A 24625-nucleotide genomic window follows, 5' to 3' on the forward strand; every position below is an offset into this window, starting at 1 on the left:
CCCTAAAGTTGCCCGCGCGTCCGCCGCTATCCCTACCGGAGTCCGTTCATGTCCAGCGCCACCTCTGCCGATCTCGCCCAGGTCATCACCGAAAACGTCGCAGCCGCATTGCGCGAAGACGTCGGCAGTGGTGATCTCACGGCGGGTCTGATCCCCGCTCACCAGCAGGCCCGGGCGCGGATCATCACCCGCGAGGCCGCAGTGGTGGCGGGCACGGCCTGGGTCGACGAGGTGTTCCGGGTGCTGGATCCCGCGGTCGAGGTCCGCTGGCAGGTGGCCGACGGCGAGCGGGTCGCGCCCGACCAGGTCCTGTTCGAACTCCAGGGCCCCGCGCGCGCCCTGCTCACCGGCGAGCGTAGCGCCTTGAACTTCCTGCAGTTGCTGTCCGGCACCGCCACCCGCTGCCGGCACTATGCCGACCTGGTGCAGGACACCTCCGTAAGGCTGCTGGATACCCGCAAGACCCTGCCCGGTCTGCGCCGCGCCCAGAAGTACGCGGTCACCTGCGGCGGCTGCTACAACCACCGCATCGGCCTGTTCGACGCCTTCCTGATCAAGGAAAACCACATCGCCGCCTGTGGCGGTATCGCCCAGGCCGTGGCCACCGCCCGGCAACTGGCGCCGGGGCGTCCGGTGGAGGTCGAGGTGGAAAATCTGCAGGAGCTGGAACAGGCCCTGAGCGCCGGCGCGGACATCGTCATGCTGGACGAGTTGAGCCTGGCCGACATGCGCACGGCGGTGGCCCTGACCGCCGGCCGGGCCAAGCTGGAGGCCTCGGGTGGCGTCAACCAGGACACCCTGCTCGGCATCGCCCAGACCGGTGTCGACTACATCTCCATCGGCACCCTGACCAAGGACGTCAAGGCCATCGACCTGTCCATGCGCATCCTGGATCGGGTGGGATAGGCAAAGCACCTCGCGGCGGCTAGACTCCGCAGCCGCGCCCTTTGCGCACCGGCTCCGAGCGGCCCTGACGACCGCTCGCCTCTCGCGACACTCGAACAAGATCGAACCCGTGACCAAAGATCAACTTCGCGCTGAACTGGAACGCCAGGCCCAGCGCTATCAGGATGTCTACGGTGGCGAAATCGTCACCTACGCCGCTCAACCCAAGCCCGACCGCAAACCCTGGAAGAAACGGCCGACCGTGCAGGACGAGGTGTTCGCCTCCGAGGTCCGCAAGATCGCCGATCTCAAGGCCAAGACCAGCGCCGAGGCCACCGCTCAGGACCTCTGAGTCGAGTCCGTATCCCCGCTGTCCGGGGCGTCCGCTGCGGCGTCCTCGTGCTCTTGCCGTGCCTGCAGTTGCTGCCAGAGCGCGGCGGCGGCACTGAAGTCGGCGCCGCCCTCCTCCGTCATGGCCTGCAGGTCATAGCGCGCCAGACAGCCCTCGCCCAGGCGCGGTGGTGGCGCCGCGGTACCGGGCGCCGCCGCTGGCCGTTCGCGGTCAGTCGAAGATGACGGTCTTGTTGCCATGGACCATGACCCGCTCTTGCAGGTGGTATCTCAGGCCGCGGGACAGCACCATCTTCTCGACGTCCTTGCCCAGGCGCACCATGTCTTCGACGTTGTCCCGGTGGCTGACGCGCTCCACGTCCTGCTCGATGATCGGCCCGGCATCCAGCTCTTCGGTCACGTAGTGGCAGGTGGCGCCGATCAGCTTGACGCCGCGCTGGGCCGCCTGGTGATAGGGCTTGGCCCCGACGAAGGACGGCAAAAAGCTGTGGTGAATGTTGATCACCTGGTGGGCATAGCGCGCGCAGAGATCCGGCGGCAGGATCTGCATGTAGCGCGCCAGGACCACGGTATCGGCCTGGTGCTGATCGATCAGCCGCGAGACCTCGTCGAAGGCCGGCTGCTTGTTGGCGGGGTCAACCGGCACATGGAAGAAGGGAATGCCGTGCCATTCGACCATGCTGCGCAGGGTGTCGTGGTTGGAGATGACGCAAGGGATCTCGCAATCCAGCTCGCCGCTGTGCCAGCGGTGCAACAGGTCGGCCAGGCAGTGGGATTCGCGACTGGCCATGAGCACCACGCGCTTGCGCTGGGCCGAATCGGTGATCCGCCATTGCATGGAGAATTCCCGCGCGATGGGCGCGAAGGCCTGACTGAAGCCGGCCAGATCGAAGGGCAGTGAATCGGCGCGGATCTCATGGCGCATGAAGAACCAGCCACTCTCCGTATCCGAATGGTGACTCGCTTCGGTAATCCAGCCGTTATAGGTCGCCAGGAAGTTGCTGACCTTGGCCACGATACCTACCCCGTCCGGACAGGCGATCACCAGACGAAACGTTTGCATAGCACAACCTCGAACGAAAAGGGGCTGCATTCTAGGCGCAGTCGCCGGCAGCGTCGAGCGGCGCAAGGCGCCATAGCGCGCGACGGTAGAGCTGGGGTAAAGACTTTGCAAAGGACAAGTAAGACCAGACAAGTTCCGCCAATGCCCTGCCGAAAGTTGCGCGCATTCGACAACTTCGCTGTTGCGACGAAACTGGCTGCAATTATCGATCTGTCAGGCGAACCGTTTACTTATCCCGATAGCCAATCTATGATCGATGCAGACTTTCATCTCTGCATCACTCAGAACAAAGGCCGTTTATGTCGCTCATCAATGAATACCGCCAGACCGAAGAAGCCATCAAGGAACTGCAGGAGCGCCTGAAGTCGCTGCAAGAAGACGACAAACTGCAGCGCGAGCTGGAATTCGAAAAGAAACTCCGCACCTTGATGGGCGAGTATCAGAAATCCCTGCGCGACATCATCGGCATTCTCGATACCGAAGCCAAGCCCGCTCGCCAGGCGCGTACTCCCAAGGCCAGCAGTGGCAGTACGCCCAAGCGCGCGCGCAAAGTTAAGCAATACAAGAATCCGCACAATGGCGAAGTGATTGAAACCAAGGGTGGCAACCACAAGACGCTGAAAGAGTGGAAAGCCAAATGGGGTTCGGACGACGTCGAATCCTGGGCAACGCTGCTGGATTGATCAGAAGAACGCCGGCCAGCCGGCGTTTTTTTTTGCCCGCCTGGCAGGCGTTTACCGCAGCCTGCCAGGCGCGGAGCCAGGTAAGGCCTGGTAACCGCTCGCTGTTATCGATACCCCGCACCACAGTACCCGAAGCGCTTTCATCTCCGGAGCAATACTTCTCCTTCACCTGCCCCCTGCTTAAACCGCGGTCGGATAGCGTCCGTCCGACCCTGCTGCTTGCCACTCTTTTTTGGTTAACAAGCGTCTCGGCTCGGTATCCGGCTTTTGCGACTTCAGGCAACCGCCCGATCCAATCGCTGCATCACCGCTCGAACATGAGCGGACCAAGCCTCGAGAATCGGCACCTGATCAACCGGGACTTCCCGCCGCAATTGTTCGGTCAGGGTGAGGAACTGCGTGCAGGTCATATGACCTTGTTGCTCTTCACCCAGCAGACGCTGCCGACAGAATTGTCGCCAACGAGCCTCTTCTTCCGCCGTCAGCAACTCGGGAAAGTTGCGCGCCCGATAGCGAAAGAACAGCTCTGGATGTCGCTCATCCCGAAAGGGCCAGGCGCGACTGCCAAGTTGCTCGGCCGGACATTGATGAACTTGGTCGCAGAGTTGCCGTTCTTCGGCGGCAATGAAGCCGTCGTACAGCCGTGCTTCGGCCTCCAGCTCCTGGGCGGCCAATCCGGATGCCTCGGCATAGAGCGCCTGCACCTTGGGTTGCCAGGTCGCACGCTGGTCGAGCAGTTGGCGGACGCGGCGCCAGACGGCCGCCAGATCGAAGTGCAGCCGTTCCGTGTCCGCCGGACGCAAGACGCTGAAGGGCGCCAGAATCGGACACTTGTTGACCTGTACCAGCTTGAGCGGCACCGGCAGGTCACCCTCGGCCAGCGCATCCCGCCGGGTATAGAGGCGTTCGCGCAGGGTCTCGACGTCCAGGTCCAGCAGCGGCTCCGGCGCCAGGCCGAGGTCGCAGACGATCAAGGCATTGCGATTGACCGGATGCCAGGCCAGCGGCAGGACAGGGGCGAGAAAATGCCGCTCGGCGCTGAAGCGTCCCGAGACATGCAACAGGGGTTCGAGCAGACGAATGCGCGCCAGCGCCGCCTTTTTCTGGCGTTGCGTCCAGAGATAGTCATAGAGCCTTGGCTGCCGCTGCCTGACCAGGCGCGCCAGCGCCAGGGTCGCGCGGACATCCGCCAGGGCGTCATGGGCCTGGGCGTGTTCGATGCCATTGGCGACGGTCAGGCGATCCAGGCGCAGGGAAACGCGCTGCTCGTCCTGCGGCCAGTCCAGGCTTTCCGGGCGAAAGGCATAGAGCGCCCGAATCAGGCCAAGCACATCCCAGCGACTGTTGCCCTGCTGCCACTCGCGGGCATAGGGGTCGTGAAAGTTGCGGTACAGGCTGTGCCGTACCATTTCGTCGTCGAATCTGAGGTTGTTGTAGCCGACGCTGCAGGTGTTGGGGCGCCGTAGCTCCTCATGCAGACGCTGGACGAAGTCCCGCTCGCGCAGCCCCAGGCGCTGCAGGGTGGCAGGCAGGATACCGGTGACAAGGCAGGCTGCCGGATGGGGCAGGACGTCCTCGCTCAGCTGGCAATGCAGATTGAGCGGCGCTTCGATTTCGTTGAGGTCCAGATCGGTACGCACTCCGGCCACCTGCAGCGGACGATCCCGCCGTGGATCGACGCCCGTGGTCTCGAAGTCGTACCAGAAGATACTTTGCGTCACACCGCCCTCCCCTTGAATCGGCGCAGTCTAGCATCGTCGCGCGCCTTGCTCCCGGGCGCCCGCACCCGCTAGGCTCTGGCGTCCGTCTCCCGCGTATCCCACCTTCCCATGCGTTCAGTCGATCGGCTCTCCGTTCGCTCCAGGTGCCGAAGTATCGGCGTACGCCTGGGCGCCGCCGTCTGGGCGCTGACCCTGTCGCTGGCCTGTCTGGCCCAGCAGGAGCCGCTGTCCTGCCCCCTGCCGCCGCAGACCGACAGCGGCCCGGCCAGCCTGCGCCTGACCCATCAGGGACTCGACAGCCGGACCGCGCGCCAGCTCGCCACCCAACTCGCCGCGACCACCCGCAGCAGCGATCCCCAGGTCCTGGCGGCAGCTTACCTGCAGCACTTTGGCAGCCGGGTGCAGCGCGGCCAACCCGAGCAGCTCGGCGAATTACCGCCCGAGGACGTCAGGTTCTGGCTGGCCGGCAACCCGCCCCTGGCGGAGGCTCAGGCCCAGGCGCTGCTGGACTGGGTCGAGGCGGGCGGCAGGCTGGTGGCCGTCGCCGATGACAGCACCCTGGCGCTCAGCGCGACCCTGGGCGTGCGTCCCATGGCGACCCGCGAACTGGGCGGCGCCGCCCCACCGATCATGGCGCTGCCCCTGTGGCCCAACCTGACCCAACTCTATCTCGCCGAGGACGACGCCCCCGCCTACCTCGGCTTCGACGACAGTCGCCATCTGTTCGATGTCGGCGATCAGGCGGTGGCCTGGGCCAGCAGCGCCAGCGCCACCCATATGCTGATGCTGCCCTGGGGCGATGGCAGCGTGACCCTGTTGTCGGACAGCGACCTCTGGAGCAACGCCCATCTCGCCCAATACGACAATGCCTGGCTGCTGTGGTACCTCACCCAGGGCGCGCCGGTAACCCTGATCGCCCCGGCGCCACCGCTCCCCCTGTGGCTGGACGCCTTGCAACGCTATGGCCTGGCCCTTGGACTGCTGACATTGGCGGCAGGGATCTGGCTGAGACGCCGCCGGCAGAATCCGGCGCCACGGCGTGATGCCCAACGCTGGCCGGAACTGATCGCCACCCTGCAGCGCGATGTCCAGCGCGAGGTGCACCGCCGCCGCCCCGAACTCGCCGAGCAGGGCGTGGCCGAGCGCTGGCAATATCTTGCGCGTCTAAGCGGCTTGAGCACCCGCGCAGTGGGCGAGGCGATGCGCCCCAGCCCGGCGCGCCTCTCCGCTCGCGCCTTCACCCGCCGCATCGTCCAGCTGCGCCTGTTGCACCTGGCCGTGCGCCCCCCGCTCCCGAGGACTTGCGATGACCGACAGTTCCCCTCCTGACGCCACTCCGGTGGACGCTGGCGACACCGGCGTCAAGGCCCGCGCCCTGACCCGCCTGCAGGCCCTGCGGCAGGCCCTGCTCAAGGTGCTGCCACAGCAGGACGCTGCCGTGGACGGACTGCTCGCCACCCTGCTGGCCGGCGGTCACCTGCTGCTGGAAGGTCCCACCGGCTCCGGCAAGACGCTGCTGACCCGCGCCCTGGCGGCCAGCCTGGATGCCGGTTTCGCCCGGCTGCACGGCCATCCGGCCCTGACCCCTGCCGAGGTGGCCGGCGAAATCGTCACGGACGTCGGCAGCGACAGTGCCCGTCTGCGCCGCGGGCCACTGTTCAATTCCCTGGTCCTGCTCGAAGACCTGCATCGGGCGCCACCGGCGGTCCTCCAGCTGCTGGACGACGCCCTGCAGGGCCGCCAACTGAGTCTGGGCGGTCGCCTGGTGCCCCTGCCGGCGCCCTTCATGGTGATCGCCACCCGCCCCCCCGGCAGCGAGCTGCCACTGACGCTGCGGGATCGCTTCCTGGTGCAACTGCGTCTGGAGTGGCCGGCGGAAGGCCAGGAACTGGCCGCCCTGCGCCAGGCCGTGCAGCAGGGTCAGGGCGACCCCCTGGAAGCGGCGGCGCTGCGCCCCCTGCTGCAGGCGCGGGATCTGCCGGCGCTGCAGCGACTGGTGGCCGGCCTGCCGGTTGCGGAGCCGGTCCTGGAGCATGCCGTGCGCCTGATCCGTCTCACCCGGGAATGGCCGGCCTTCGAACAGGGCGCCGGACCGCGCGCCGGTCAGGCCCTGCTGCGCCTGGCCCAGGCACAGGCCTTTCTGCGCGGTGGCGACAGCGTGACGCCCGAGGATGTGCGCAGCCTGCTGCCCGCCGTGCTGCGGCCGCGGCTGCGGCTGACGCCTGAACGCGAATTCGAGGGTGACAGCCTGGACGGCCAGATCCTCAAGCTGCTGGGACAGTGTCCGGCACCGCGCCCATGATCCAGCGCTGCCTGCCTCTGGCGCTGGTCGCCCTGGCGCTGCTCAGTCTGATCCTGGGCGGACTGGCGCCCCTGCGCTGGCAGGGCCTGCCGGCGGCGGGTGCCCTGCTGCTGCTGGGGCTGAGCGTTATGGGGCGGCTGAACGCCCGCCGGCGCCGGCGGGAGAGTGGTGAGCATCCGCCGCTCGCCGCGCTGGCCTCCAGGGCACGCCTGCGCGCGGATACCCCCCTGCACCTGCTGATCGCCAGCCCGGCCGAGCAGGGACGAGGACAGCCCGAGCGGTCAGGCGACCACCACCAGGTGCTGGGTTTCGGGCAGGCCCTGGCGGCCAGTGGCAATGAGCTGTGGCTCTATGGTCTCGGTCCCGAGCTGCGGCTGCTGGCGGCAGGCAGGGCTGCTTGCCGCCTGACGCCAGCCGAACTGCCGGTGCGGCTGTCAGGTGCGGTGAGCGATCTCAGGGCAGCGCTGGCACGGCTCTGCCGTCAGGCGCGCCCGGGCAGTGTCCTGGTGGTGGCGGCACCGCTGGATGAAGAGCTGGCGGTCTGGCTCGGCCGTCTGGATCTGGCCCGGCGCGGGCTGCAGCTCTGGCTGGTCGACACCGCACGACAGCAGGTGGCGGAACCCGACGACATCCGCAGCTGGCGCGATGCGCGCCGCTATGCCGACGCCTGGCAGGCCCGGATCCAGGGCGAGCGGCTGGCCGCGCGGCTGGAGCGAAGACCCGTCCGCTGGCTGGCGGCCGGCGCCACGGCGGATCTGCAGACCCGCCTGCTGCAGCTATGGAATGCCGGTGACCCGGATCAGGCCGCCGACTGAGAGAGGCGGCCGAAGGTGAAGTAGTGCTGCAGCACGTCGATCAATTCGGCGAATTCGGCCGGCGGCTCGGCGACGCTGAAGCCCGAATCGTAGTTGCCCGGGGTCACGTCTTCATGACTCCACTGGCAGCGGGCGTCGAAGTCGACGAAATGCAGCTGACCGTCCTGCCCCGGAATCTTCAGCCGAAGTTCGAAGCGCGCGTTCACCAGCATGGGCAGCTGGCTGATCATCAGCAGCCCCTCGCGGGAAATGTTGCCGATGTAGCCCATGGGCTTGTCGGTAAAGCGGTTGAACACCTTCAGGTAGTAAGGCAGCTGGTGGCGCTCGATACGACGATTCTGAGTCATGGTGCGATTCATCCTGCACACGGTAAAGCCACTTTACCGACAACGTCCTGGAAAGCTCAGCGCTGCGGTAGTTTTCGCACCGGTTGGGGCGTCGCAACGGCCGTTCCGCCATCTAGCCCCAATTGGCGCAGGGTGTCCAGTCGGGCCTGGGCCCGATAGGCGTATTCGCTGGCCGGAAACCGGACCTGGATGAAACGATAGGTCTGGACCGCGTCGGCGTACAGTTGCTGCTGCTCCAGACACTGGCCGCGCAGCATGGAAAATTCCGGTTGCAGCCAGGGCCGTGCCCGCCCCTTGCGTTCAGCCTGGGATATCTGCAGCAAGGCATTGTTGCAGTCGCCTTCGCTATAGGATTTATAGGCGGCATCCAGATAGGAATTCATCGAGACGCTGGTACAGCCGGTGAGGCCGAGCAGCAGGAACAGGCAGAGATAAGGGCGCATGGAAAGTCCTCCTGCTCGCTAGATCGGCGCGGGGGCCCGCTTCTTGAGGACAAACGACCATTGGTGTGACCAAGCTGCGAAAAGCCGTCATGTGCTGGCCACGCGACAGCGCTACAATGAGGTGCGCTCCGTGTTCTACGTCGACTCGGCGCTAAGGCGCCGACTCATGGTTGCAATCCGCTAAAGGAAAGACTGCATGATTTATCGCCGTACCAAGATCGTCGCCACCCTGGGCCCGGCCAGCAATTCTCCGGAAGTCCTCGAGCAGCTCATCATCGCCGGCATCGACGTCGCCCGCCTGAACTTCTCGCATGGAACGCCCGACGAGCACCGGGCTCGTGGTCAGCTGGTACGGGATCTCGCCGCCAAGCACGGTCGCCATGTCGCCCTGCTCGGCGACCTCCAGGGTCCGAAGATCCGCATCGCCAAGTTCGTCAACAAGCGCATCGAACTCAAGGTCGGCGATCCCTTCCGCCTGTCCATCGCCCATCCGCGCACCGAAGGCACCGAAGAGGTGGTCGGCATCGACTACCCGGGCCTGGTCACCGACTGCCGCGTGGGTGACGAACTGCTGCTGGACGATGGCCGCGTGGTCCTGCGCGTGGAAGGCATGACCGCCACCGAACTGCATTGCACCACCCTGATCGGCGGCCCGCTGTCCGACCACAAGGGCATCAACCGTCGTGGCGGTGGCCTCACCGCTCCGGCGCTGACCGACAAGGACCGCGAAGACATCAAGCTGGCCGCCTCCATGGAGGTCGACTATCTGGCCGTGTCCTTCCCGCGCGATGCCGAAGACATGCACGAAGCCCGTCGCCTGATGGAAGCCGCCGGTGGCAAGTCCTGGCTGGTGGCCAAGATCGAGCGCGCCGAAGCCGTGGCCGACGACGAAGCCCTGGATGGCCTGATCCATGCCAGTGACGCCGTGATGGTGGCCCGGGGCGACCTGGGCGTGGAAATCGGCGACGCCGAGCTGGTGGGCATCCAGAAGCGCATCATTTCCCACGCTCGGCGCCTCAACAAGGCGGTGATCACCGCGACCCAGATGATGGAGTCGATGATCAGCAGCCCCATGCCGACCCGCGCGGAAGTCTCCGACGTGGCCAACGCCGTGCTGGACAACACCGACGCCGTGATGCTCTCCGCCGAGAGCGCCGCCGGCCAGTATCCGGTGGAAGCGGTAAAGGCCATGGCGCGCGTCTGCGTCGGTGCCGAGAAGCAGCCCACCAGCAAGCTGTCCAGCCACCGCCTGGGCCATACCTTCACCCGTTGGGACGAGAGCATCGCCCTGGCCTCCATCTATGTGGCCAACCACTTCCCCGGCGTGAAGGCCATCATCAGCCTGACCGACACCGGCTACACCCCGCTGATCATGTCGCGCCTGCGCTCTTCGGTGCCGATCTTCTCCTTCGCGTCCAGCCGCGCCACCCAGGCCCGCACCGCGCTGTTCCGCAACGTGCACACCATCCCCTTCGACCCGACCACCATGCCGGCGAACAAGGTGAGCCAGGCCGCGGTGGACGAGCTGCTCAAGCGCGGCATCGTCGAGCACGGCGACTGGGTCATCCTGACCAAGGGCGACAGCTACACCAAGCGTGACGGCACCAACACCATGAAGATGTACCGCGTGGGCGACCTGCTGGTCTGACCCCCGCCACCGGTTTTCAACCGGTGCTGAAGACAAAGCCCCGCACAGGCCCCTGTGCGGGGCTTTTTTCTGGACGGATCGAGGTCAGGCAGCCCTAGCGACCGCCAGCGGCCAGATAGGCCAGGTGCAGGGCCGCAGCGCCCAGGACACCCAGGCTGCAGCCGATGAGGATGCCGCGCTGCAGCGCGCGCAAGCGCCCTTCCCGCCGTGCTTCCAGGCGACTGGCATCGATCAGGGCTACGCTGGTCAACGGCTGTTCACGCATCGTCTCGCTCCCCACCCATTTAAATGCACTATATTCTCATTCTCACATAGGTCAAGGGAGTCCGGCGGGCGCCTGGCGGACTGTGGCAGAATAGCCGGTTTGGTACGAACAGCCTGGGTGAACGATGGCGTTACGTTTCGAACGGCTCAAGTGGCAGGACTGGAAAGGCGCCTTCACGGAGCGCAACTACGAGCGCGGCCGGCGGCTGGCGCTCGACGGCCTGGTGCAGCTGCGCTCGGCCGCCAAGGGCCAGCTCTATGCCGAATGCCACAGCCCGGCCGGACCGGCCTATCGGCAGGCGATCAGCCTGCGCGCGGGCGAGACCGCCTGGCGGGTCGACGCCCGCTGCACCTGCCCGGTCGGCCGCAACTGCAAGCATGCCGCCGCCGCCCTCATCGAACTCGAGCGGCTGCAACGCAGCGAGGCCGCCCTGCCGGCCACGCCGGTCGCCCATCCGGAGCTGCCCCGCCCGGTCCTGACCCTTGGCAGCCATACCCAGATCGATTACGACCGCCACATCGGCAAGATGAGACCCACGGTGCGCCATCGCGCCGCCCTGGCCTTCGCCTATGGCTCGCGGCGACTGTTCGGGGCGCCGCCGCGCACTCCGGAGGCCGACTATCCCGCGCGCCAGCTGCCGGCCGAACAGCGCTGGCGGCAGACGCTGCTCGACCACGGCCTGCGCCTGGCGACCCGGCGCAGCGCCGCGCTGCCCGACGACAGTGGCGAGATGTTCGAACTCCCCGACGACCCAGCCTGGCTCAGATTCGTGCAGCAGGTCATTCCCGGCCTGCGCGAAGCCGGCTGGCAGATCGAGGCCCATCCCGAATTCACCTTCGACCTGACACCGGTGGCAGGCTGGTATGGGCATCTCGAAGAGGTGCAGGACGCGACCGCCACGAGCGGCCAGTTCGACGTCGAACTGGGCATCCGCCTGGGCCAGCGCCGCGTCAGCCTGATTCCGCTGCTGATCGACGCCATACGGCGCGAGCCCTCCCAGTACGAACCGGCGATGCTGGCCAAGCGCGCCGACGACGAACCCGTGCTCTTGCGTATCGAGCCGCCGCGCCTGGCCGGCCAACAGGGTCGGGTGCAAAGGGTCGCCGTGCCCCTAGGGCGGCTCAAGCCGATCCTGCAGATCCTCGGTGAACTCTATGCCACCGACCGCCTCACCCAGGACCGTGCCCTGCGCCTGCCGCGCCTGGACGCCGCGCGACTGGCCGAGCTGGACGAGCGCCTGCCGCTGGAGTGGGAAGGCGGCGAGCGCCTGCGCAGCTTTGCCGAACGCCTGCGCAGCTATGCCGCCGAGCCGGTGGTCCTGCCGGACACCCTGCACGCCGAACTGCGGCCCTATCAGCGCGACGGCGTGGCCTGGCTGCAGGCGCTGCGGGAACTGGAGGTGGGCGGCATCCTGGCCGACGACATGGGCCTGGGCAAGACGCTGCAGACCCTGGCGCACATCCTCGTCGAGCAGGCGGCCGGGCGCCTTACCGCGCCGGCGCTGATCGTCATGCCCACCAGCCTGATCCCCAACTGGCAGGACGAGATCGCCCGCTTCGCCCCCGGCCTGCGCGTGCTGACCCTGCAGGGCAGCGCCCGCAGCAGCCGCTTCGAGCGGATTCCGGAGCACGACGTGGTGCTCACCACCTATGCCCTGCTGCCCCGTGACGCCGAGCGCCTGGCCGGCTACGACTTCCACCTGCAGGTGCTCGACGAAGCCCAGTCGATCAAGAACGCCGCCACCAAGGCCGCCCAGGCGGCGCGCCATCTGCGCGCCCGCCATCGTCTCTGCCTGACCGGCACGCCGCTGGAAAATCACCTGGGCGAACTCTGGTCGCAATTCCACTTCCTGATGCCCGGCTGGCTGGGTGACGAGAAAGGCTTCAAGCAGGCCTATCGCATCCCCGTGGAGCGCGAAGGCGATGTGCAGCGCCTGACGGCGCTCAAGACACGGGTGCGACCCTTCATGCTGCGCCGCACCAAGCAGCGGGTCGCCAGCGAATTGCCGCCCAAGACCGAGATCGTCCAACTGGTCGAACTCAGCGCGGCGCAACGCGAGCGCTACGAAGACCTGCGCCTGTTGCTGGACGAGCGCGTCCGCGCCGAGATCGCCCGCCAGGGCATCGGTCGCAGCCAGCTGCTGATCCTCGATGCCCTGCTGCGCCTGCGCCAGGTCTGCTGCGACCTGCGCCTGGTGCCCAACGAAGACGCCAGCGTGGCCAAGCCCTCGGCGAAACTGGCGGCGCTGAACGAGCGCCTCGACGCCCTGCTCCCCGGTGGCAGCCGGGTCCTGGTGTTCTCCCAGTTCACCAGCATGCTCGACCTCATCGCCGCCGATCTCGACCAGCGCGGCATCCCGTACGTCACCCTGACCGGCGAGACCCGGGATCGGCGCACCCCGGTGCAGCGCTTCCAGAATGGCGAAGTGCCGGTGTTCCTGCTCAGCCTCAAGGCCGGCGGCAGCGGTCTCAACCTGACGGCAGCCGACACCGTGATCCACTTCGATCCCTGGTGGAATCCGGCCGCCGAGCAGCAGGCCAGCGACCGCGCCTACCGCATCGGCCAGGATCGTCCGGTGTTCGTCTACAAGCTGATCGCCCGCGGCACCCTGGAAGAACGCATCCAGCAGCTGCAGCAGGAAAAGGCGCGCCTGAGTGCCGGCATCCTCAGCGAGAACAGCGGCGACTGGCGCCTGACCGAAAGCGACCTGGCCCAGCTGCTGGCGCCACTGGACCGCTAGGCGCCAGCCCGCGGCTGATCCCGGCAACAACGCCTGGCATGGCCAGTTGCGCTGCCAGGATGAGCCGCGGATAGCGGTGCCGCGGGCTACTTGTCGCCCGCGCCCTCGCCCACCACATCCCCCGTCGCATCCAGCGACTTGCTGGAAGGAAACCTGTTCGAGGCGACGCGGACCGCCAGCACCGCAAGCGACAGCAGAAAGATCCCGCCGCAGAGATACAGCAGCCCGACATCCGGCGGCCGATGATGAGAGACGTCACCGATCAGGTAGCGGGTCAGGGCGGTGATGGCGATATAGAGCAGAAAGCGGATCGGCAGGTGATTGGTCTTGAAGTAGATGCCGACCATGGCACCCAGCTCCAGGTAGATGAAGAGCAGCAGGATGTCATCGATGCTCGCCTGGCCCTTGTCGAGCATGCCGATGAAAGCCAGCACCGAGGCCCAGGCCGTGGCCGCGCCGATGGCGAACAGACCGAAATAGTGGAAGCCTTCCACCAGCAGGTTGCCGAGGGAGTTCGCCCCGTCGTGCATGCGTTTGCGACCGTTGTCTGCCCATTTCATGGCGTGCTGCTCCCTCCATACGGGTGAAGATATCCACTCGAAGATTCGTCCATGCCGGAATTCCCGTTTTCGAGGTTGCCCTGGCACCAGTCGCTCTTATAGCGAGAAGCCGGACCGTCGGCCAGTGCGCAACTGTCGCAGACTGGACGGCCCGGCGCTGGCAGGCTAAAACCTGAGGAAAAGCCCGCGAGGGCTCTGGAGTCTACCGTGGACGCGCGTCTTTCCTGCCTCGCCTGCCTGGACCGGTCCGATCCCCGGCTGCTGGAAGCCGCCCTGTGGATCGCGGCCGAACACCACGAACAGATCGATCCCCCGGCCCTGCTGCACTCGCTGGACGACCTGGCACTGCACCTGGTCGCCAGCCTGGATGGCGATGCCAGTCACGCCGAGCGGGCCCAGGCCCTGTTGCGGCAGCTGTGCGATGCCGGTTTTCGCGCGGCCGAGTGGCCGCTGAACCCTACCGCCGCCCTGCTCGACGAGGTCCTGGCGCGGCGCCGCGGCCAGCCGCTGTCGATCGCCCTGGTGGCGCTGGAACTGGCCCGACGCCTGGAGATCGACCTGCAGGGCATCGGCTTTCCCGGACATTTCCTCTTGCGCGTGCCGGGCGCGGATCATCTGCTCGAACCCTTCGGCGGTCGCCGCCTGTACATGAACGACTGCCGCCAACTGCTGGTGGATCAGTTCGGGCCCAGCGCGCAACTGCAGGCCAGCTATCTGGCGCCGCTCGGTCCGCGGCAGATGATGCAGCGACTCTCGCGCAATCTGCGGGAATTGCATCGCCAGGGCGACCAGCCGCTGGCCGCGCTCAAGGACGCCCAGCGGGTCATCGAGCTGGGCACGGTCGGGGTCATCGATCACCTGGCGCGCGCCGATCTGTACCGCCAACTCGACTGCCCCCAGGCCGAGCGCTACGACCTGCAGCACGCCCTGCTGATCAGCGAAGACGACGCCGAACGCGAGCAGGTGCGACGGCGGCTGGCGCAACTGGGCGCGCCTTCCGCCACCCTGCACTAGCCGTGCAGCAGCCAGAGCACCAGCTGGGCGCCGAGCAGATTGCTCAGGCCGGCCAGCACCATGACCAGGCCGGCCACGGTGCCCTCCTCCAGGCCGACCTCGTAGGCCTTGCTGGTCCCCACGCCGTGGGCGCCCATGCCGAACAGGGCACCGCGGGCCAGCGCCGACTTGAGCGGCAGCAGCTTGATCAGCAGGCTGCCGAGAATCGCGCCTCCCAGGCCGGTGATCATCACGAAGGCCGCGGTCAGCTCGGGAACGCCCCCCACGGTGGCGGACATCGGCATGGCGAAGGGGGTGCTGATGGAGCGCGGCAGCATGGACAGCAGCACCCGGTCATCGAGCAGCAGCAGCCGGGCCAGCAGCCAGGAACTGCCGATGGCCACGCCACTGCCGACGCAGAGACCGGCCAGCAGCGCCTGCCAGTAGCGCGCCAGCAGGCGTCTCTGCTGCCAGATCGGCACGGCGAAGGCCACCGTCGCCGGCCCCAGCAGGGTGATCAGCCAGTGGCTGTAGTGGGCGTACTCGGCATAGCTCACCTGCTGCCAGAGGGTGGCGGTATAAAGCAGCACCGTGACGAAGATGATCGGACTGACCACATACCAGCGCAGCCGGGCATAGAGCAGCCGACTCACCCCATAGCCCGCCACCGTCAGCAGCAGCCAGAAGAGTCCGGGCAGATCAAGCATCGCGACGCCCTCGCCGGCGAAACATCCAGTCCACGGTCAAGGCGGTCGCGACCATGGTCAGCACGGTGCTGAGCAGGATGGCCAGCAGGATGCGCACGCCCTCCTGCCGCAGCAGCGGACCGTAGTCGAGCAGACTCAGCAGCGCGGGAATGAAGAACAGCAGCATTTCCCCCAGCAGCAGGCGCACGCCACCCTGCAACCACTCGGGCTCGACGATGCGCGCGGCCAGCAGCACCAGCAGCATGGCCAGCCCCACCACGCCGCCCGGTACCGGCAAGGCGAAATAGGTGGCCAGCCAGGTACCCACACCCCACAGCGCGCCCAATCCGCACAGCTCCAGAGCCAGGCGCAGATATCTATTCACCCAGGGCTCCTTCTCAACTCCTCGACAGGCGTCAAGGATACCGAGGCCGAAGGGGCGAGGACAGCGCACAGGGCCCAGCGGCGCGCTCCGCGTGGGTAAAGCAGCTTTGCTGCCGGGGCAAGATCAGCCCAGGGCGGCGATGACCTCGGCGACCCAGCGCTCGGCGTCTTCGTCCGGCGTGACCGTTTCACTGGCATCGATGCGCAGCATGGGCAGCACTTCGCGCAGCCCCAGTTCGGCGAACAATTCCTGCATCAGCTCGCCGCCGCCGCAATAGGTGTCGCCATAGCTGGAATCACCCAGGGCCAGCACCGCGCCGGGTCGTCCGGACCAGGGCGGCAGCCGATCGCGCAGCTGGAAATACAGGGATTCCAGGTTGGCCGGCAATTCGCCCATGCCGGTGGTGGAGGTGATGGCCAGCAGGGCCTCGGGCGCGAAGGCCTCCAGGCTGGCGAGATCGGCATTGGGCTGGTGCCAGACCTCATGGCCTGCCGCGCTCAGGCGCGCCTTCACCTGGCGGGCGATATCTTCGGCAGTGCCATAGACCGAGCCATTCAACAGTGCGACTTTCATACGGACCTCTTGCGTGGAATCCCGCCCAGTATGCCTGGCCCGGCCGGGGTTGGCGCTCCGTCAGCAAGACGACTCCGCTGGCAACCCCGACTGCAGTCAAGGGTCTCAAGGCTTGTTATGCTAGCGCCGCCTGCCACCCCAGGCGCCTTCGCCACCTGTCCGCCTACCCGGCGGCGTGACGGCATCCGGCCTATCCGGCCCGATCGCCCGGAGTTAGAGCATGAATCAGCCTGTTACCCTCATGATCGCGCGGCGCGTCGCGGCTGGCCAATACGACGCCTTTCTGGTCTGGCTGCGCGAAGGCGAAGCCCTGGCCACCGGGCATCCCGGCTATCTCGGTTCGGGGGTCCTGACCCCGCCTCCAGGCGACAACCTGGTGCAGATCGTCTTTCGCTTCGCCTGCCCCCAGACCCTCGACGCCTGGGAACACTCGGAGACGCGGCGCCTCTGGCTGGAGCGCGGCCAGGGCCTGTTCGAAGCGCCCCTGGCACGGCGTGCCCAGGGCATGGACGACTGGTTCGGCGCCGGTCTGCAGCCGCCGCCGCGCTGGAAGCAGAGCATCGCGGTCTGGCTGGCGTTCTTTCCCATCTCGCTGCTGTTCAATGCCGCCTTCGGCGATTACCTGGCCCATCTGCCGTTGCTGCCGCGCATCCTGCTGAGCACCCTGATCCTCACCCCGGTGATGGTCTGCGTCTTCATCCCGCTGATCACCCGGGCACTGAAGGGCTGGCTGCACAACGCCTCGCGGGCCAACGACTGGCGAGGCAGCGCCCGCTAGGCCCGCTCGGATCGGCCTGCATCCTGACGCGTCGAATGCGTACAATAGCCGCGGCCAGCCTTCTGGCCGCCTTGCTCATCAGGATCGGGTACCCTCATGTCCGCAACCCTCCCCCTTCTGGTCACCGGCGCCAATCGCCGCGTCGGTCTCGCCTTGACCCGCCGGCTGCTGGCGGAGGGCCAACCCGTCATCGCCGTCTATCGCGACGATCCCGGTCCCTTGCGTGAACTGGAGATCGAGGCCTATCAGGTCGATCTGGCGGAAGAGGCGCAGCGCGACATCCTGCTGCAGCAGCTGCATGAACGCCATCCGGCGCTGCGCGGCATCGTGCACAACGCCTCGGTCTGGGCCGAAGACGGCCTGGACAATCTGCGGCTGCTCTATCGCCTGCACCTGGAAGCGCCCTACCACCTCAACCTGGGCCTGCAGGACCTGCTGCTGGCCGCGCCCCGGGCCGACATCATCCATATCGGCGACGACAGCGCCACCCGCGGCAGCCGCAACCATATCGGCTACGCCGCCACCAAGGCCGCCCTGCACAACCTGACCCTGTCCTTTGCCGAGGCCCTGGCGCCCACCGTCCGGGTCAACACCATCGCGCCGGGGCTGCTGATCTTCAAGGAAGGCGCCGACGAGGCCTATCGCCAGGCGACCCTGGACAAGGCGCTGCTGGATTTCGAACCCGGCGCCGATCCCATCGTCGATACCGTGCTCTATCTGCTGTCGACCCGGTACGCGACCGGCAGCACCTTTACCGTCAACGGCGGGCGCCACCTGCGCCACGGCCGCCGCTAGCAAGAGGAATCAGCCATGACCGAACAAGACCGCCTGGAACTGGAAGCCGCCGCCTTCCGCACCCTGGTCGAGCACCTGCGCAAGCGCACCGACGTGCAGAACATCGACCTGATGAACCTCTCCGGCTTCTGCCGCAACTGCCTGTCCAAGTGGTACAAGGCCGCCGCCGACGACAAGGGCCTGGAGTTGAGCCTGGACGCTGCCCGCGAGGCCGTCTACGGCATGCCCTATGCCGAGTGGAAAGCCCAGTACCAGACCGAGGCCTCGCCGGCCCAGGCCGCGGCCTTCCAGGAGCAGCAGAGCAAATGAGCGATCTCGCCAGCTTCCGTGCACGCCTGGCCCAGGGCGACCATGCCTTCGCCGACACCCTGGCCTTTGTCGCCGAGCACTACCTCTACCAGCCCACCGCCTTTCGCAATGGCGAGGTGGACAATGCCGCGGGCCAGAACGAAGGCTCCTGCAAGACCCTGGGCCTGGCCAAGCTCGAAGGCCTGAGCGATCAGGAAGCCCTGCTGGCCTTTGGCGAGCACTATCGCAGCGTCTTGCAGACCCCCGAGGGCAGCGACCACGCCAACATCCGCGCCCTTATCGCCCACGGCCTGGCCGGGGTGAGCTTCCAAGGCGAGCCCCTGGCGCGTCGCTAGGCCTTTTCAGCGGCCATAAAAAAAGCCCTGCGGATGCAGGGCTTTTTCTTGGACCGGGCTCAGACGGCAGCCGCAGGTCTCATGTAGGAAATCGGTGCCAGACCGGAATCTTCGAAGGTCACCACTTCCCAGGCATCACGATCGGCCAGCAGCGCACGCAGCAGGCGATTGTTCATGGCATGACCGGACTTGTAGCCGCGGAATTCGCCGATGAGGCTCTTGCCGAGCAGGTACAGGTCGCCGATGGCGTCGAGGATCTTGTGCTTGACGAATTCGTCTTCGTAACGAAGACCGTCTTCGTTGATGACACCCTTCTCGTCCACCACGATGGCGTTGTCGACGCTGCCGCCCAGGGCCAGGTTGTGCGAACGCAGGAATTCCAGGTCGCGCATGAAGCCGAAGGTACGGGCACGGCTGACTTCCTTGAGGAAGGAGGTGCTCGAGAAGTCCACCGAGGCCTTCTGGGTACGGTTGTTGACCACCGGGTGATCGAAATCTATTTCGAAGGTCACCTTGAAGCCGTCGAAGGGCACGAAGGTGGCGCGCTTGTCACCGTCGACGACGGTCACTTCACGCTTGATACGGATGAACTGCTTGGCCGCTTCCTGTTCCTGCAGACCGGCAGACTGGATCAGGAACACGAAGGGACCGGCACTGCCGTCCATGATCGGCACTTCGACCGCGGACAGCTCGACGTAGGCATTGTCGATACCCAGACCGGCCATGGCCGACAGCAGGTGTTCAACGGTACCGACCTTGACGCCGGTGTCGCTGAACAGGTTGGTCGACATGGTGGTTTCACCCACGTTCTCGGCCCAGGCCGGGATTTCCACGACCGGATCGAGATCGGTGCGACGGAACACGATCCCCGTGTCGACCGGCGCCGGCTTCAGGGTCAGGTAAACCTTTTCCCCGGAATGCAGGCCAACGCCAGTGGCGCGAATGGTGTTCTTGAGGGTGCGTTGTCTAATCATGCCAGGGCCGCTCGGTCGCAGGGTGCGAATGGTGTTCAACGAAGTCGCGATGATAGCAGAAGCGAAAATCGATGCCCACTAATCACACCCTGGCTTGTGATATACCCGATCAATCAGCCTGACGACGCAGGAAGGCCGGGATGTCCAGGTAATCCAGGTCGTCGTTGGGATTGACCTTGGTCGCCGCTGCCGAGCCGCCATGATTCTGGCTGCCACGACCGGAGCGCATCGAGGTCGGATACTTGAGGTCGTCGTAGTTGACCGGAGCGGTTTCCTGACGGGCCGCGGCCAGGGTCTGGGCAGTGTTGTCCACCACCTTGACCGGCTTCTCGATGCGCGCACCCAGGCCGGTGGCGACCACGGTGACGTGCAGCTCGTCGCGCATTTCCGGATCGATCACGGCGCCGACCTTGACGGTGGCGTGCTCGGACGCGAAGTCCTCGATGATCTCGCCGACGGCGGCGTATTCACCCAGGGACAGATCCAGGCCGGCGGTGATGTTGACCAGGATGCCGCGGGCGCCGTGCAGGTTGACGTCTTCCAGCAGCGGGTTGCGGATGGCGGCCTCGGTGGCTTCGCGCGCACGGTTCGGACCGCTGGCGTGGCCGGTACCCATCATGGCCATGCCCATCTCGCCCATCACGGTCTTGACGTCGGCGAAGTCGACGTTCATCAGGCCGGGACGCTGCATGATGTCGGAGATACCACGGACGGCGCCGGCGAGGACGTCGTCAGCCTTGGCGAAGGCGGCCAGCAGGCTGGCGTCCTTGCCCAGAATGGTCAGCAGCTTCTCGTTGGGGATGGTGATCAGCGAGTCGACGCATTCGGACAGGGAGCGAATGCCTTCGTCGGCGACCTGCATGCGCTTGCGGCCTTCGAAGGGGAACGGACGGGTGACCACGGCAACGGTCAGGATACCCATTTCCTTGGCCACTTCAGCGATGATCGGCGCCGCACCGGTACCGGTGCCACCGCCCATGCCGGTGGTGATGAAGACCATGTCGGCGCCTTCGAGGACTTCGGCGATGCGCTCACGATCTTCCATGGCCGCCTGGCGGCCGATTTCCGGGTTGGTGCCGGCACCAAGACCCTTGGTGACGCCCGGGCCGAGTTGCAGCACGGTACGGGATGTGACGTTCTTCAGGGCCTGGGCGTCGGTATTTGCACAGATGAATTCGACGCCTTCAACACCGCTTTTGACCATGTGGTTGACGGCGTTGCCACCGCCACCGCCCACGCCGATGACTTTGATCACGGCGCTTTGTGGAATGTTGTCTACGAGTTCGAACATGGTCCCCTCTCTTCCTTTCGGATCTTCGCCTACTGCCGCGGTTTAATTGTGAATTACAAGTTGCCCTGGACCCAACGCTTCATGCGTTCCAGGACTGTGGATTTGGTTTCGCTGCTATATCCGCCAGAAACAACCGGCAAGGGATCGGTCTGCTTTTGCAGGCCATAGAGCAACAGGCCGACGCCTGTGGAATAGATCGGGTTGCTGATCACGTCAGTCAGACCCTTGACCGTCTGGGGCACCCCCAGGCGTACCGGCATATGGAAAATCTCTTCCGCCAGCTCGACCGCGCCTTCCATCTTCGCGGTACCACCGGTGAGTACGATCCCAGCGGGGATCAGATCCTCGTAACCACTGCGGCGCAGTTCCGCTTGCACCAGTGTGAATAGCTCATCGTAACGGGGCTCGACCACTTCCGCGAGGGCCTGACGCGACAATTCTCGCGGCGGACGGTCACCCACGCTGGGCACCTTGATGGTTTCGCCCGGTCCAGCCAGTTTCGCCAAGGCACAAGCATACCGAATCTTGATTTCTTCGGCATATTGCGTTGGGGTTCTCAAGGCCATGGCAATGTCATTTGTGACTTGGTCGCCAGCAATAGGTATCACTGCCGTATGGCGGATGGCGCCTTCGGTAAAGATGGCTATATCGGTGGTGCCGCCGCCGATGTCGACCAGGCAGACGCCCAGTTCCTTTTCATCGTCGGTCAGTACCGAATAGGCCGACGCCAGTTGTTCAAGGATGATGTCGTCGACTTCCAGGCCGCAACGACGAACACATTTCTCGATGTTCTGCGCGGCGTTGACGGCGCAGGTCACGACGTGGACCTTGGCTTCCAGGCGGACGCCGGACATGCCCAGGGGTTCGCGCACCCCTTCCTGGTTGTCGATCACATAGTCCTGGGCCAGGGTGTGCAGCACGCGCTGGTCGGCGGGGATGGCCACCGCCTGGGCGGCATCGAGCACCCGCTCGATGTCCGCAGGGCTCACTTCACGATCGCGGATCGCCACGATGCCGTGGGAATTCAGGCTGCGAATGTGATTGCCGGCAATGCCGACGAAGGCCGAATGGATCCGGCAACCGGCCATCAGCTGGGCTTCTTCGATGGCCCGCTGGATGGAGGCGACGGTGGATTCGATGTTGACCACCACGCCCTTCTTGAGCCCGCGCGACGGATGGGTGCCGATCCCGACGATCTCGATCTGACCATCGGAAGACACCTCGCCGACCAGAGCCACGACCTTGGAAGTGCCGATGTCGAGGCCGACGATCATCTTGCCGCTTTGCACGCTTGCCATAGTAAAAAACTTCTCCTCAATGCTTGGCCGGTTCGGTCACGGGGGTGGCGGCGACAGCGGGATCACGCCAGGCCACGGCCAGACCGTTCGGATAACGCAGATCGATCCGCGCGATATTGTCCATCTGTGCCTTGAGCACCTGATCGTACAGGCGCATGAAGCGCCGCATCTTTTCCACCAGCTGGTCGCGGCCGAACACCAGTTCCAGGCCCTGACCGGTGGTGAGGTACCAGCTGCCGCGCTCGTGCATTTCCAGGCGCGACACGGTGTAACCGAGCGGCCGAAGCATCTGGCTGAACATCTGGTACTGCTGCATTACCTGCTGCTGGGCCCGCTTGGGGCCGTACAGCCGCGGTAGATTGTCATAATTGGCCAGATCCTGCGGGGCAAAAGCCTCACCCTGGTTATTCAGCAGCGCCTCGTCGCCCCAGCGGGCGATGGGCATCTGTTCTTCCAGGCGGATGCTGATCTCGTCCGGCCAGACGCGGCGCACCTCGGCGTGGGCGATCCACGGCATGGTTTCCAGTTCGTGGCGCATGTCGGCCAGGTCGACCTGGAAGAAGGTGGTGCCGACGAAGGGCGCGATGCGCTGCTGCACCGCCCCCTGGCTGATGTAGGACAGGTCGCCCTTGACGCTGACCTTGGCGATCGGGCGGTCGGCATAGGGCAGCAGGCGCTGGGCACCTTCGTAGGTACCGAAGCCCAGCCCCAGCAGCAGGAACGGCCAGAGGATGCGCTTGAGCAGGCCCAGGCTCGGGCGTGGCAGGCGTGTCGACAGCGGTTCTTCGGCGACCAGGCGACTGGCGCCCCGCTGCTCGGCGTTGCGCGACCGGCCGAAGCCGGGCTGGTTGTGACGTAGGGTGGCGACCAAGGTTCAGCCCTCCACGTGCGCGCCGGCAACAGCGGTTGCCGGCAAGGGGTTGTACGGATGACGGCTCATGCCGAACTCCCGGCGGTCGCGGCAGTGGCGAACAGCGGGTGCTTGAGCAGTTGCGGCGCCAGCGCGCCGATGTCGCCCGCACCCTGGCAGAGCAGGATGTCGCCCGGGCGCAGCAGCGGCTTGACCAGCGGGGCGATGTTGCTGCCGCGCTCCACATAGATGGGATCGAGCTGGCCGCGCTGGCGGATGCTGTGGCAGAGCTGACGGCTGTCGGCGCCGGGAATGGGTTCTTCGCCGGCCGGATAGACTTCCATCAGCAGCAGGACGTTGGCATCGGCCAGCACTTGGACGAAGTCTTCGTAGAGATCGCGGGTACGGCTGAAACGGTGCGGCTGATAGACCATCACCAGTCGGCGCTCGGGCCAGCCGCCGCGCACGGCCTTGATCACCGCGGCGACCTCGCGCGGATGGTGGCCGTAGTCGTCCACCAGCATGACGCTGCCACCAGCGACCGGCAGTTCGCCGTACACCTGGAAGCGTCGCCCTACTCCCTGGAAGCCGGACAGGCCATTGAGGATGGCCTCGTCGCTGACGCCTTCGTCGGTGGCGATGGCGATGGTGGCCAGGGCGTTGAGCACGTTGTGCACGCCCGGCATGTTGACCGAGACCGCCAGGGGCGCGCGGCCCGCGCGCAGCACGGTGAAATAGGTACGCATGCCTTCCTGGCGGATGTCCACGGCGCGCACGTCGGCGTCTTCGGCGGTGCCGTAGGTGACGGTGGGTCGGGCGACCTGGGGAATGATCTCGCGCACCACCGGATCGTCGACGCAGAGCACGGCCAGGCCATAGAACGGCAGGTTGTGCAGGAAGTCGACGAAGGTGCGCTTGAGCCGGTTGAAGTCACCCTCGTAGGTGCTCATGTGGTCGGCGTCGATGTTGGTGACCACGGCGACCATGGGCTGCAGGTGCAGGAAGCTGGCGTCGCTCTCGTCGGCCTCGGCGATCAGGTAGCGGCTGGTGCCGAGCTGGGCATTGGTGCCAGCAGCATTGAGGCGGCCACCGATGACGAAGGTCGGGTCCAGGCCTTCGGCCGCGAACACCGAGGCGATCAGACTGGTGGTGGTGGTCTTGCCATGGGTACCGGCGACGGCGATGCCGTGGCGATAGCGCATCAGCTCGGAGAGCATCTCGGCGCGGGGCACCACGGGAATGCGCTGCTCGAGGGCGGCGGAGACCTCCGGGTTGGATCTGTTGATGGCGCTGGACACCACCAGCACATCGACCTGATCCAGGTTCTCGGCGCGATGGCCGATGTAGATACGCGCGCCGAATTGCTGCAGGCGCGCGGTCACCGCGGATTCCTTGAGGTCCGAACCCGAGACTTCGTAACCCAGGTTCAGCAGCACCTCGGCGATGCCGCACATGCCGACGCCGCCGATCCCGACGAAGTGGATGCGCCGGATGCTGCGCATGCGCCGAACTTCGGCCTGAATGGCACTTTGCGA

28 protein-coding genes are annotated in these 24625 nt (G+C 66.2%); 13 read left to right on the forward strand and 15 right to left on the reverse strand.

Features of this window, described 5'->3' with window-relative positions; genetic code table 11:
- Nucleotides 1-48 precede the first annotated feature (48 nt).
- Together nadC and CFE50_RS13800 are read left to right on the forward strand one after the other, a co-directional pair.
- On the forward strand, nt 49-906 hold the full coding sequence (gene nadC / locus CFE50_RS13795; protein WP_241807850.1) for a carboxylating nicotinate-nucleotide diphosphorylase: 858 nt from the start codon (nt 49-51) through the stop codon (nt 904-906).
- Nucleotides 907-1015: 109 nt separating this feature from the next.
- Nucleotides 1016-1237, forward strand: a complete 222-nt coding sequence (locus tag CFE50_RS13800; protein ID WP_181125897.1) for a hypothetical protein — start codon at nt 1016-1018, stop codon at nt 1235-1237.
- On the opposite strand, the gene CFE50_RS13805 is transcribed toward CFE50_RS13800, so the two are convergent.
- The gene (locus CFE50_RS13805; protein WP_181110440.1) at nt 1225-1476 is read right to left on the reverse strand and encodes a hypothetical protein; all 252 of its coding nucleotides are present in this window, start codon (nt 1474-1476) and stop codon (nt 1225-1227) included. The genes CFE50_RS13800 and CFE50_RS13805 overlap by 13 nt on opposite strands.
- Nucleotides 1448-2299, reverse strand: coding sequence for a formyltetrahydrofolate deformylase (gene purU / locus CFE50_RS13810; protein WP_181110417.1), 852 nt, complete (start codon nt 2297-2299; stop codon nt 1448-1450). Before purU ends, CFE50_RS13805 begins: the two co-directional genes overlap by 29 nt.
- Before the next feature lie 299 nt (nt 2300-2598).
- Between purU and mvaT the strand changes: the two genes are divergently transcribed.
- Nucleotides 2599-2982, forward strand: coding sequence for a histone-like nucleoid-structuring protein MvaT (gene mvaT, locus CFE50_RS13815; protein ID WP_286734361.1), 384 nt, complete (start codon nt 2599-2601; stop codon nt 2980-2982).
- A gap of 275 nt (nt 2983-3257) precedes the next feature.
- Here the strand turns inward: mvaT and sbcB are convergent, their stop codons facing one another.
- On the reverse strand, nt 3258-4703 hold the full coding sequence (sbcB, locus tag CFE50_RS13820; RefSeq protein WP_286734363.1) for an exodeoxyribonuclease I: 1446 nt from the start codon (nt 4701-4703) through the stop codon (nt 3258-3260).
- A gap of 108 nt (nt 4704-4811) precedes the next feature.
- Between sbcB and CFE50_RS13825 the strand changes: the two genes are divergently transcribed.
- Genes CFE50_RS13825 through CFE50_RS13835 form a run of 3 tightly spaced genes read left to right on the forward strand, consistent with a single transcriptional unit; the run spans nt 4812 to nt 7820 of the window.
- Nucleotides 4812-6032 carry a DUF4350 domain-containing protein gene (locus tag CFE50_RS13825; protein ID WP_241807852.1) on the forward strand — a complete coding sequence of 407 codons (1221 nt, stop codon included), beginning with the start codon at nt 4812-4814 and terminating at the stop codon, nt 6030-6032.
- Nucleotides 6010-7005, forward strand: coding sequence for an AAA family ATPase (locus CFE50_RS13830; protein ID WP_286734366.1), 996 nt, complete (start codon nt 6010-6012; stop codon nt 7003-7005). Before CFE50_RS13825 ends, CFE50_RS13830 begins: the two co-directional genes overlap by 23 nt.
- Nucleotides 7002-7820 carry a hypothetical protein gene (locus CFE50_RS13835; protein WP_286734369.1) on the forward strand — a complete coding sequence of 273 codons (819 nt, stop codon included), beginning with the start codon at nt 7002-7004 and terminating at the stop codon, nt 7818-7820. Before CFE50_RS13830 ends, CFE50_RS13835 begins: the two co-directional genes overlap by 4 nt.
- Here the strand turns inward: CFE50_RS13835 and CFE50_RS13840 are convergent.
- Complete coding sequence (locus CFE50_RS13840; RefSeq protein WP_007162035.1) at nt 7805-8167, reverse strand: PilZ domain-containing protein; 363 nt, start codon at nt 8165-8167, stop codon at nt 7805-7807. The genes CFE50_RS13835 and CFE50_RS13840 overlap by 16 nt on opposite strands.
- Nucleotides 8168-8223: 56 nt before the next feature.
- Nucleotides 8224-8610, reverse strand: a complete 387-nt coding sequence (locus tag CFE50_RS13845; protein WP_007162036.1) for a tetratricopeptide repeat protein — start codon at nt 8608-8610, stop codon at nt 8224-8226.
- 196 nt (nt 8611-8806) lie between these two features.
- Between CFE50_RS13845 and pyk the strand changes: the two genes are divergently transcribed.
- Nucleotides 8807-10258 carry a pyruvate kinase gene (gene pyk, locus CFE50_RS13850; protein ID WP_007162037.1) on the forward strand — a complete coding sequence of 484 codons (1452 nt, stop codon included), beginning with the start codon at nt 8807-8809 and terminating at the stop codon, nt 10256-10258.
- A gap of 94 nt (nt 10259-10352) precedes the next feature.
- On the opposite strand, the gene CFE50_RS13855 is transcribed toward pyk, so the two are convergent.
- Complete coding sequence (locus CFE50_RS13855; RefSeq protein ID WP_165904676.1) at nt 10353-10523, reverse strand: hypothetical protein; 171 nt, start codon at nt 10521-10523, stop codon at nt 10353-10355.
- A 124-nt stretch (nt 10524-10647) separates the two neighbouring features.
- On the opposite strand from CFE50_RS13855, the gene CFE50_RS13860 reads away from it, so the two are divergent.
- Nucleotides 10648-13263, forward strand: a complete 2616-nt coding sequence (locus CFE50_RS13860) for a DEAD/DEAH box helicase (RefSeq protein ID WP_286734377.1) — start codon at nt 10648-10650, stop codon at nt 13261-13263.
- An 86-nt stretch (nt 13264-13349) separates the two neighbouring features.
- On the opposite strand, the gene CFE50_RS13865 is transcribed toward CFE50_RS13860, so the two are convergent.
- Nucleotides 13350-13823, reverse strand: a complete 474-nt coding sequence (locus CFE50_RS13865; protein ID WP_145155660.1) for a phosphate-starvation-inducible protein PsiE — start codon at nt 13821-13823, stop codon at nt 13350-13352.
- A 207-nt stretch (nt 13824-14030) separates the two neighbouring features.
- Here CFE50_RS13865 and CFE50_RS13870 point away from each other — a divergent pair, with 207 nt between their 5' ends.
- A complete protein-coding gene (locus CFE50_RS13870) occupies nt 14031-14837 on the forward strand; it encodes a SirB1 family protein (RefSeq protein ID WP_241807856.1) in 807 nt (268 codons plus the stop codon).
- On the opposite strand, the gene CFE50_RS13875 is transcribed toward CFE50_RS13870, so the two are convergent.
- The 3 genes from CFE50_RS13875 to CFE50_RS13885 all read right to left on the reverse strand — a co-directional run bounded on the left by CFE50_RS13875 (nt 14834) and on the right by CFE50_RS13885 (nt 16460).
- A complete protein-coding gene (locus CFE50_RS13875) occupies nt 14834-15523 on the reverse strand; it encodes an LrgB family protein (protein WP_181110409.1) in 690 nt (229 codons plus the stop codon). The genes CFE50_RS13870 and CFE50_RS13875 overlap by 4 nt on opposite strands.
- Nucleotides 15516-15887 (reverse strand): CidA/LrgA family protein, encoded by a 372-nt coding sequence (locus tag CFE50_RS13880; protein ID WP_007162043.1) that lies wholly within the window; start codon nt 15885-15887, stop codon nt 15516-15518. The genes CFE50_RS13875 and CFE50_RS13880 overlap by 8 nt, the downstream gene beginning before the upstream one ends.
- A gap of 123 nt (nt 15888-16010) precedes the next feature.
- On the reverse strand, nt 16011-16460 hold the full coding sequence (locus tag CFE50_RS13885; RefSeq protein WP_027600278.1) for a flavodoxin: 450 nt from the start codon (nt 16458-16460) through the stop codon (nt 16011-16013).
- Nucleotides 16461-16680: 220 nt separating this feature from the next.
- On the opposite strand from CFE50_RS13885, the gene CFE50_RS13890 reads away from it, so the two are divergent.
- The 4 genes from CFE50_RS13890 to CFE50_RS13905 all read left to right on the forward strand — a co-directional run bounded on the left by CFE50_RS13890 (nt 16681) and on the right by CFE50_RS13905 (nt 18677).
- The gene (locus CFE50_RS13890) at nt 16681-17238 is read left to right on the forward strand and encodes a putative antibiotic biosynthesis monooxygenase (RefSeq protein ID WP_286734386.1); all 558 of its coding nucleotides are present in this window, start codon (nt 16681-16683) and stop codon (nt 17236-17238) included.
- 96 nt (nt 17239-17334) lie between these two features.
- Nucleotides 17335-18033 carry a dihydromonapterin reductase gene (folM, locus tag CFE50_RS13895; RefSeq protein WP_241807858.1) on the forward strand — a complete coding sequence of 233 codons (699 nt, stop codon included), beginning with the start codon at nt 17335-17337 and terminating at the stop codon, nt 18031-18033.
- A gap of 15 nt (nt 18034-18048) precedes the next feature.
- A complete protein-coding gene (locus CFE50_RS13900; RefSeq protein ID WP_286734387.1) occupies nt 18049-18342 on the forward strand; it encodes a DUF1244 domain-containing protein in 294 nt (97 codons plus the stop codon).
- Nucleotides 18339-18677 carry a HopJ type III effector protein gene (locus CFE50_RS13905; protein WP_286734389.1) on the forward strand — a complete coding sequence of 113 codons (339 nt, stop codon included), beginning with the start codon at nt 18339-18341 and terminating at the stop codon, nt 18675-18677. Before CFE50_RS13900 ends, CFE50_RS13905 begins: the two co-directional genes overlap by 4 nt.
- Before the next feature lie 59 nt (nt 18678-18736).
- On the opposite strand, the gene lpxC is transcribed toward CFE50_RS13905, so the two are convergent.
- The 5 genes from lpxC to murC all read right to left on the reverse strand — a co-directional run bounded on the left by lpxC (nt 18737) and on the right by murC (nt 24592).
- Complete coding sequence (gene lpxC, locus CFE50_RS13910) at nt 18737-19651, reverse strand: UDP-3-O-acyl-N-acetylglucosamine deacetylase (protein ID WP_007162049.1); 915 nt, start codon at nt 19649-19651, stop codon at nt 18737-18739.
- Between the two features lie 109 nt (nt 19652-19760).
- Complete coding sequence (gene ftsZ / locus CFE50_RS13915; RefSeq protein WP_007162050.1) at nt 19761-20942, reverse strand: cell division protein FtsZ; 1182 nt, start codon at nt 20940-20942, stop codon at nt 19761-19763.
- A 53-nt stretch (nt 20943-20995) separates the two neighbouring features.
- Complete coding sequence (ftsA, locus tag CFE50_RS13920) at nt 20996-22240, reverse strand: cell division protein FtsA (RefSeq protein WP_007162051.1); 1245 nt, start codon at nt 22238-22240, stop codon at nt 20996-20998.
- 16 nt (nt 22241-22256) lie between these two features.
- Nucleotides 22257-23111: a cell division protein FtsQ/DivIB gene (locus CFE50_RS13925; RefSeq protein ID WP_007162052.1), complete on the reverse strand. Its 855-nt coding sequence runs from the start codon at nt 23109-23111 to the stop codon at nt 22257-22259.
- Nucleotides 23112-23176: 65 nt separating this feature from the next.
- The gene (gene murC / locus CFE50_RS13930; protein ID WP_286734629.1) at nt 23177-24592 is read right to left on the reverse strand and encodes a UDP-N-acetylmuramate--L-alanine ligase; all 1416 of its coding nucleotides are present in this window, start codon (nt 24590-24592) and stop codon (nt 23177-23179) included.
- Nucleotides 24593-24625: the final 33 nt, after the last annotated feature.

The sequence above is a fragment of the Pseudomonas sp. PGPPP4 genome (assembly GCF_002256045.1).
Lineage (GTDB): Bacteria > Pseudomonadota > Gammaproteobacteria > Pseudomonadales > Pseudomonadaceae > Chryseomonas > Chryseomonas oryzihabitans.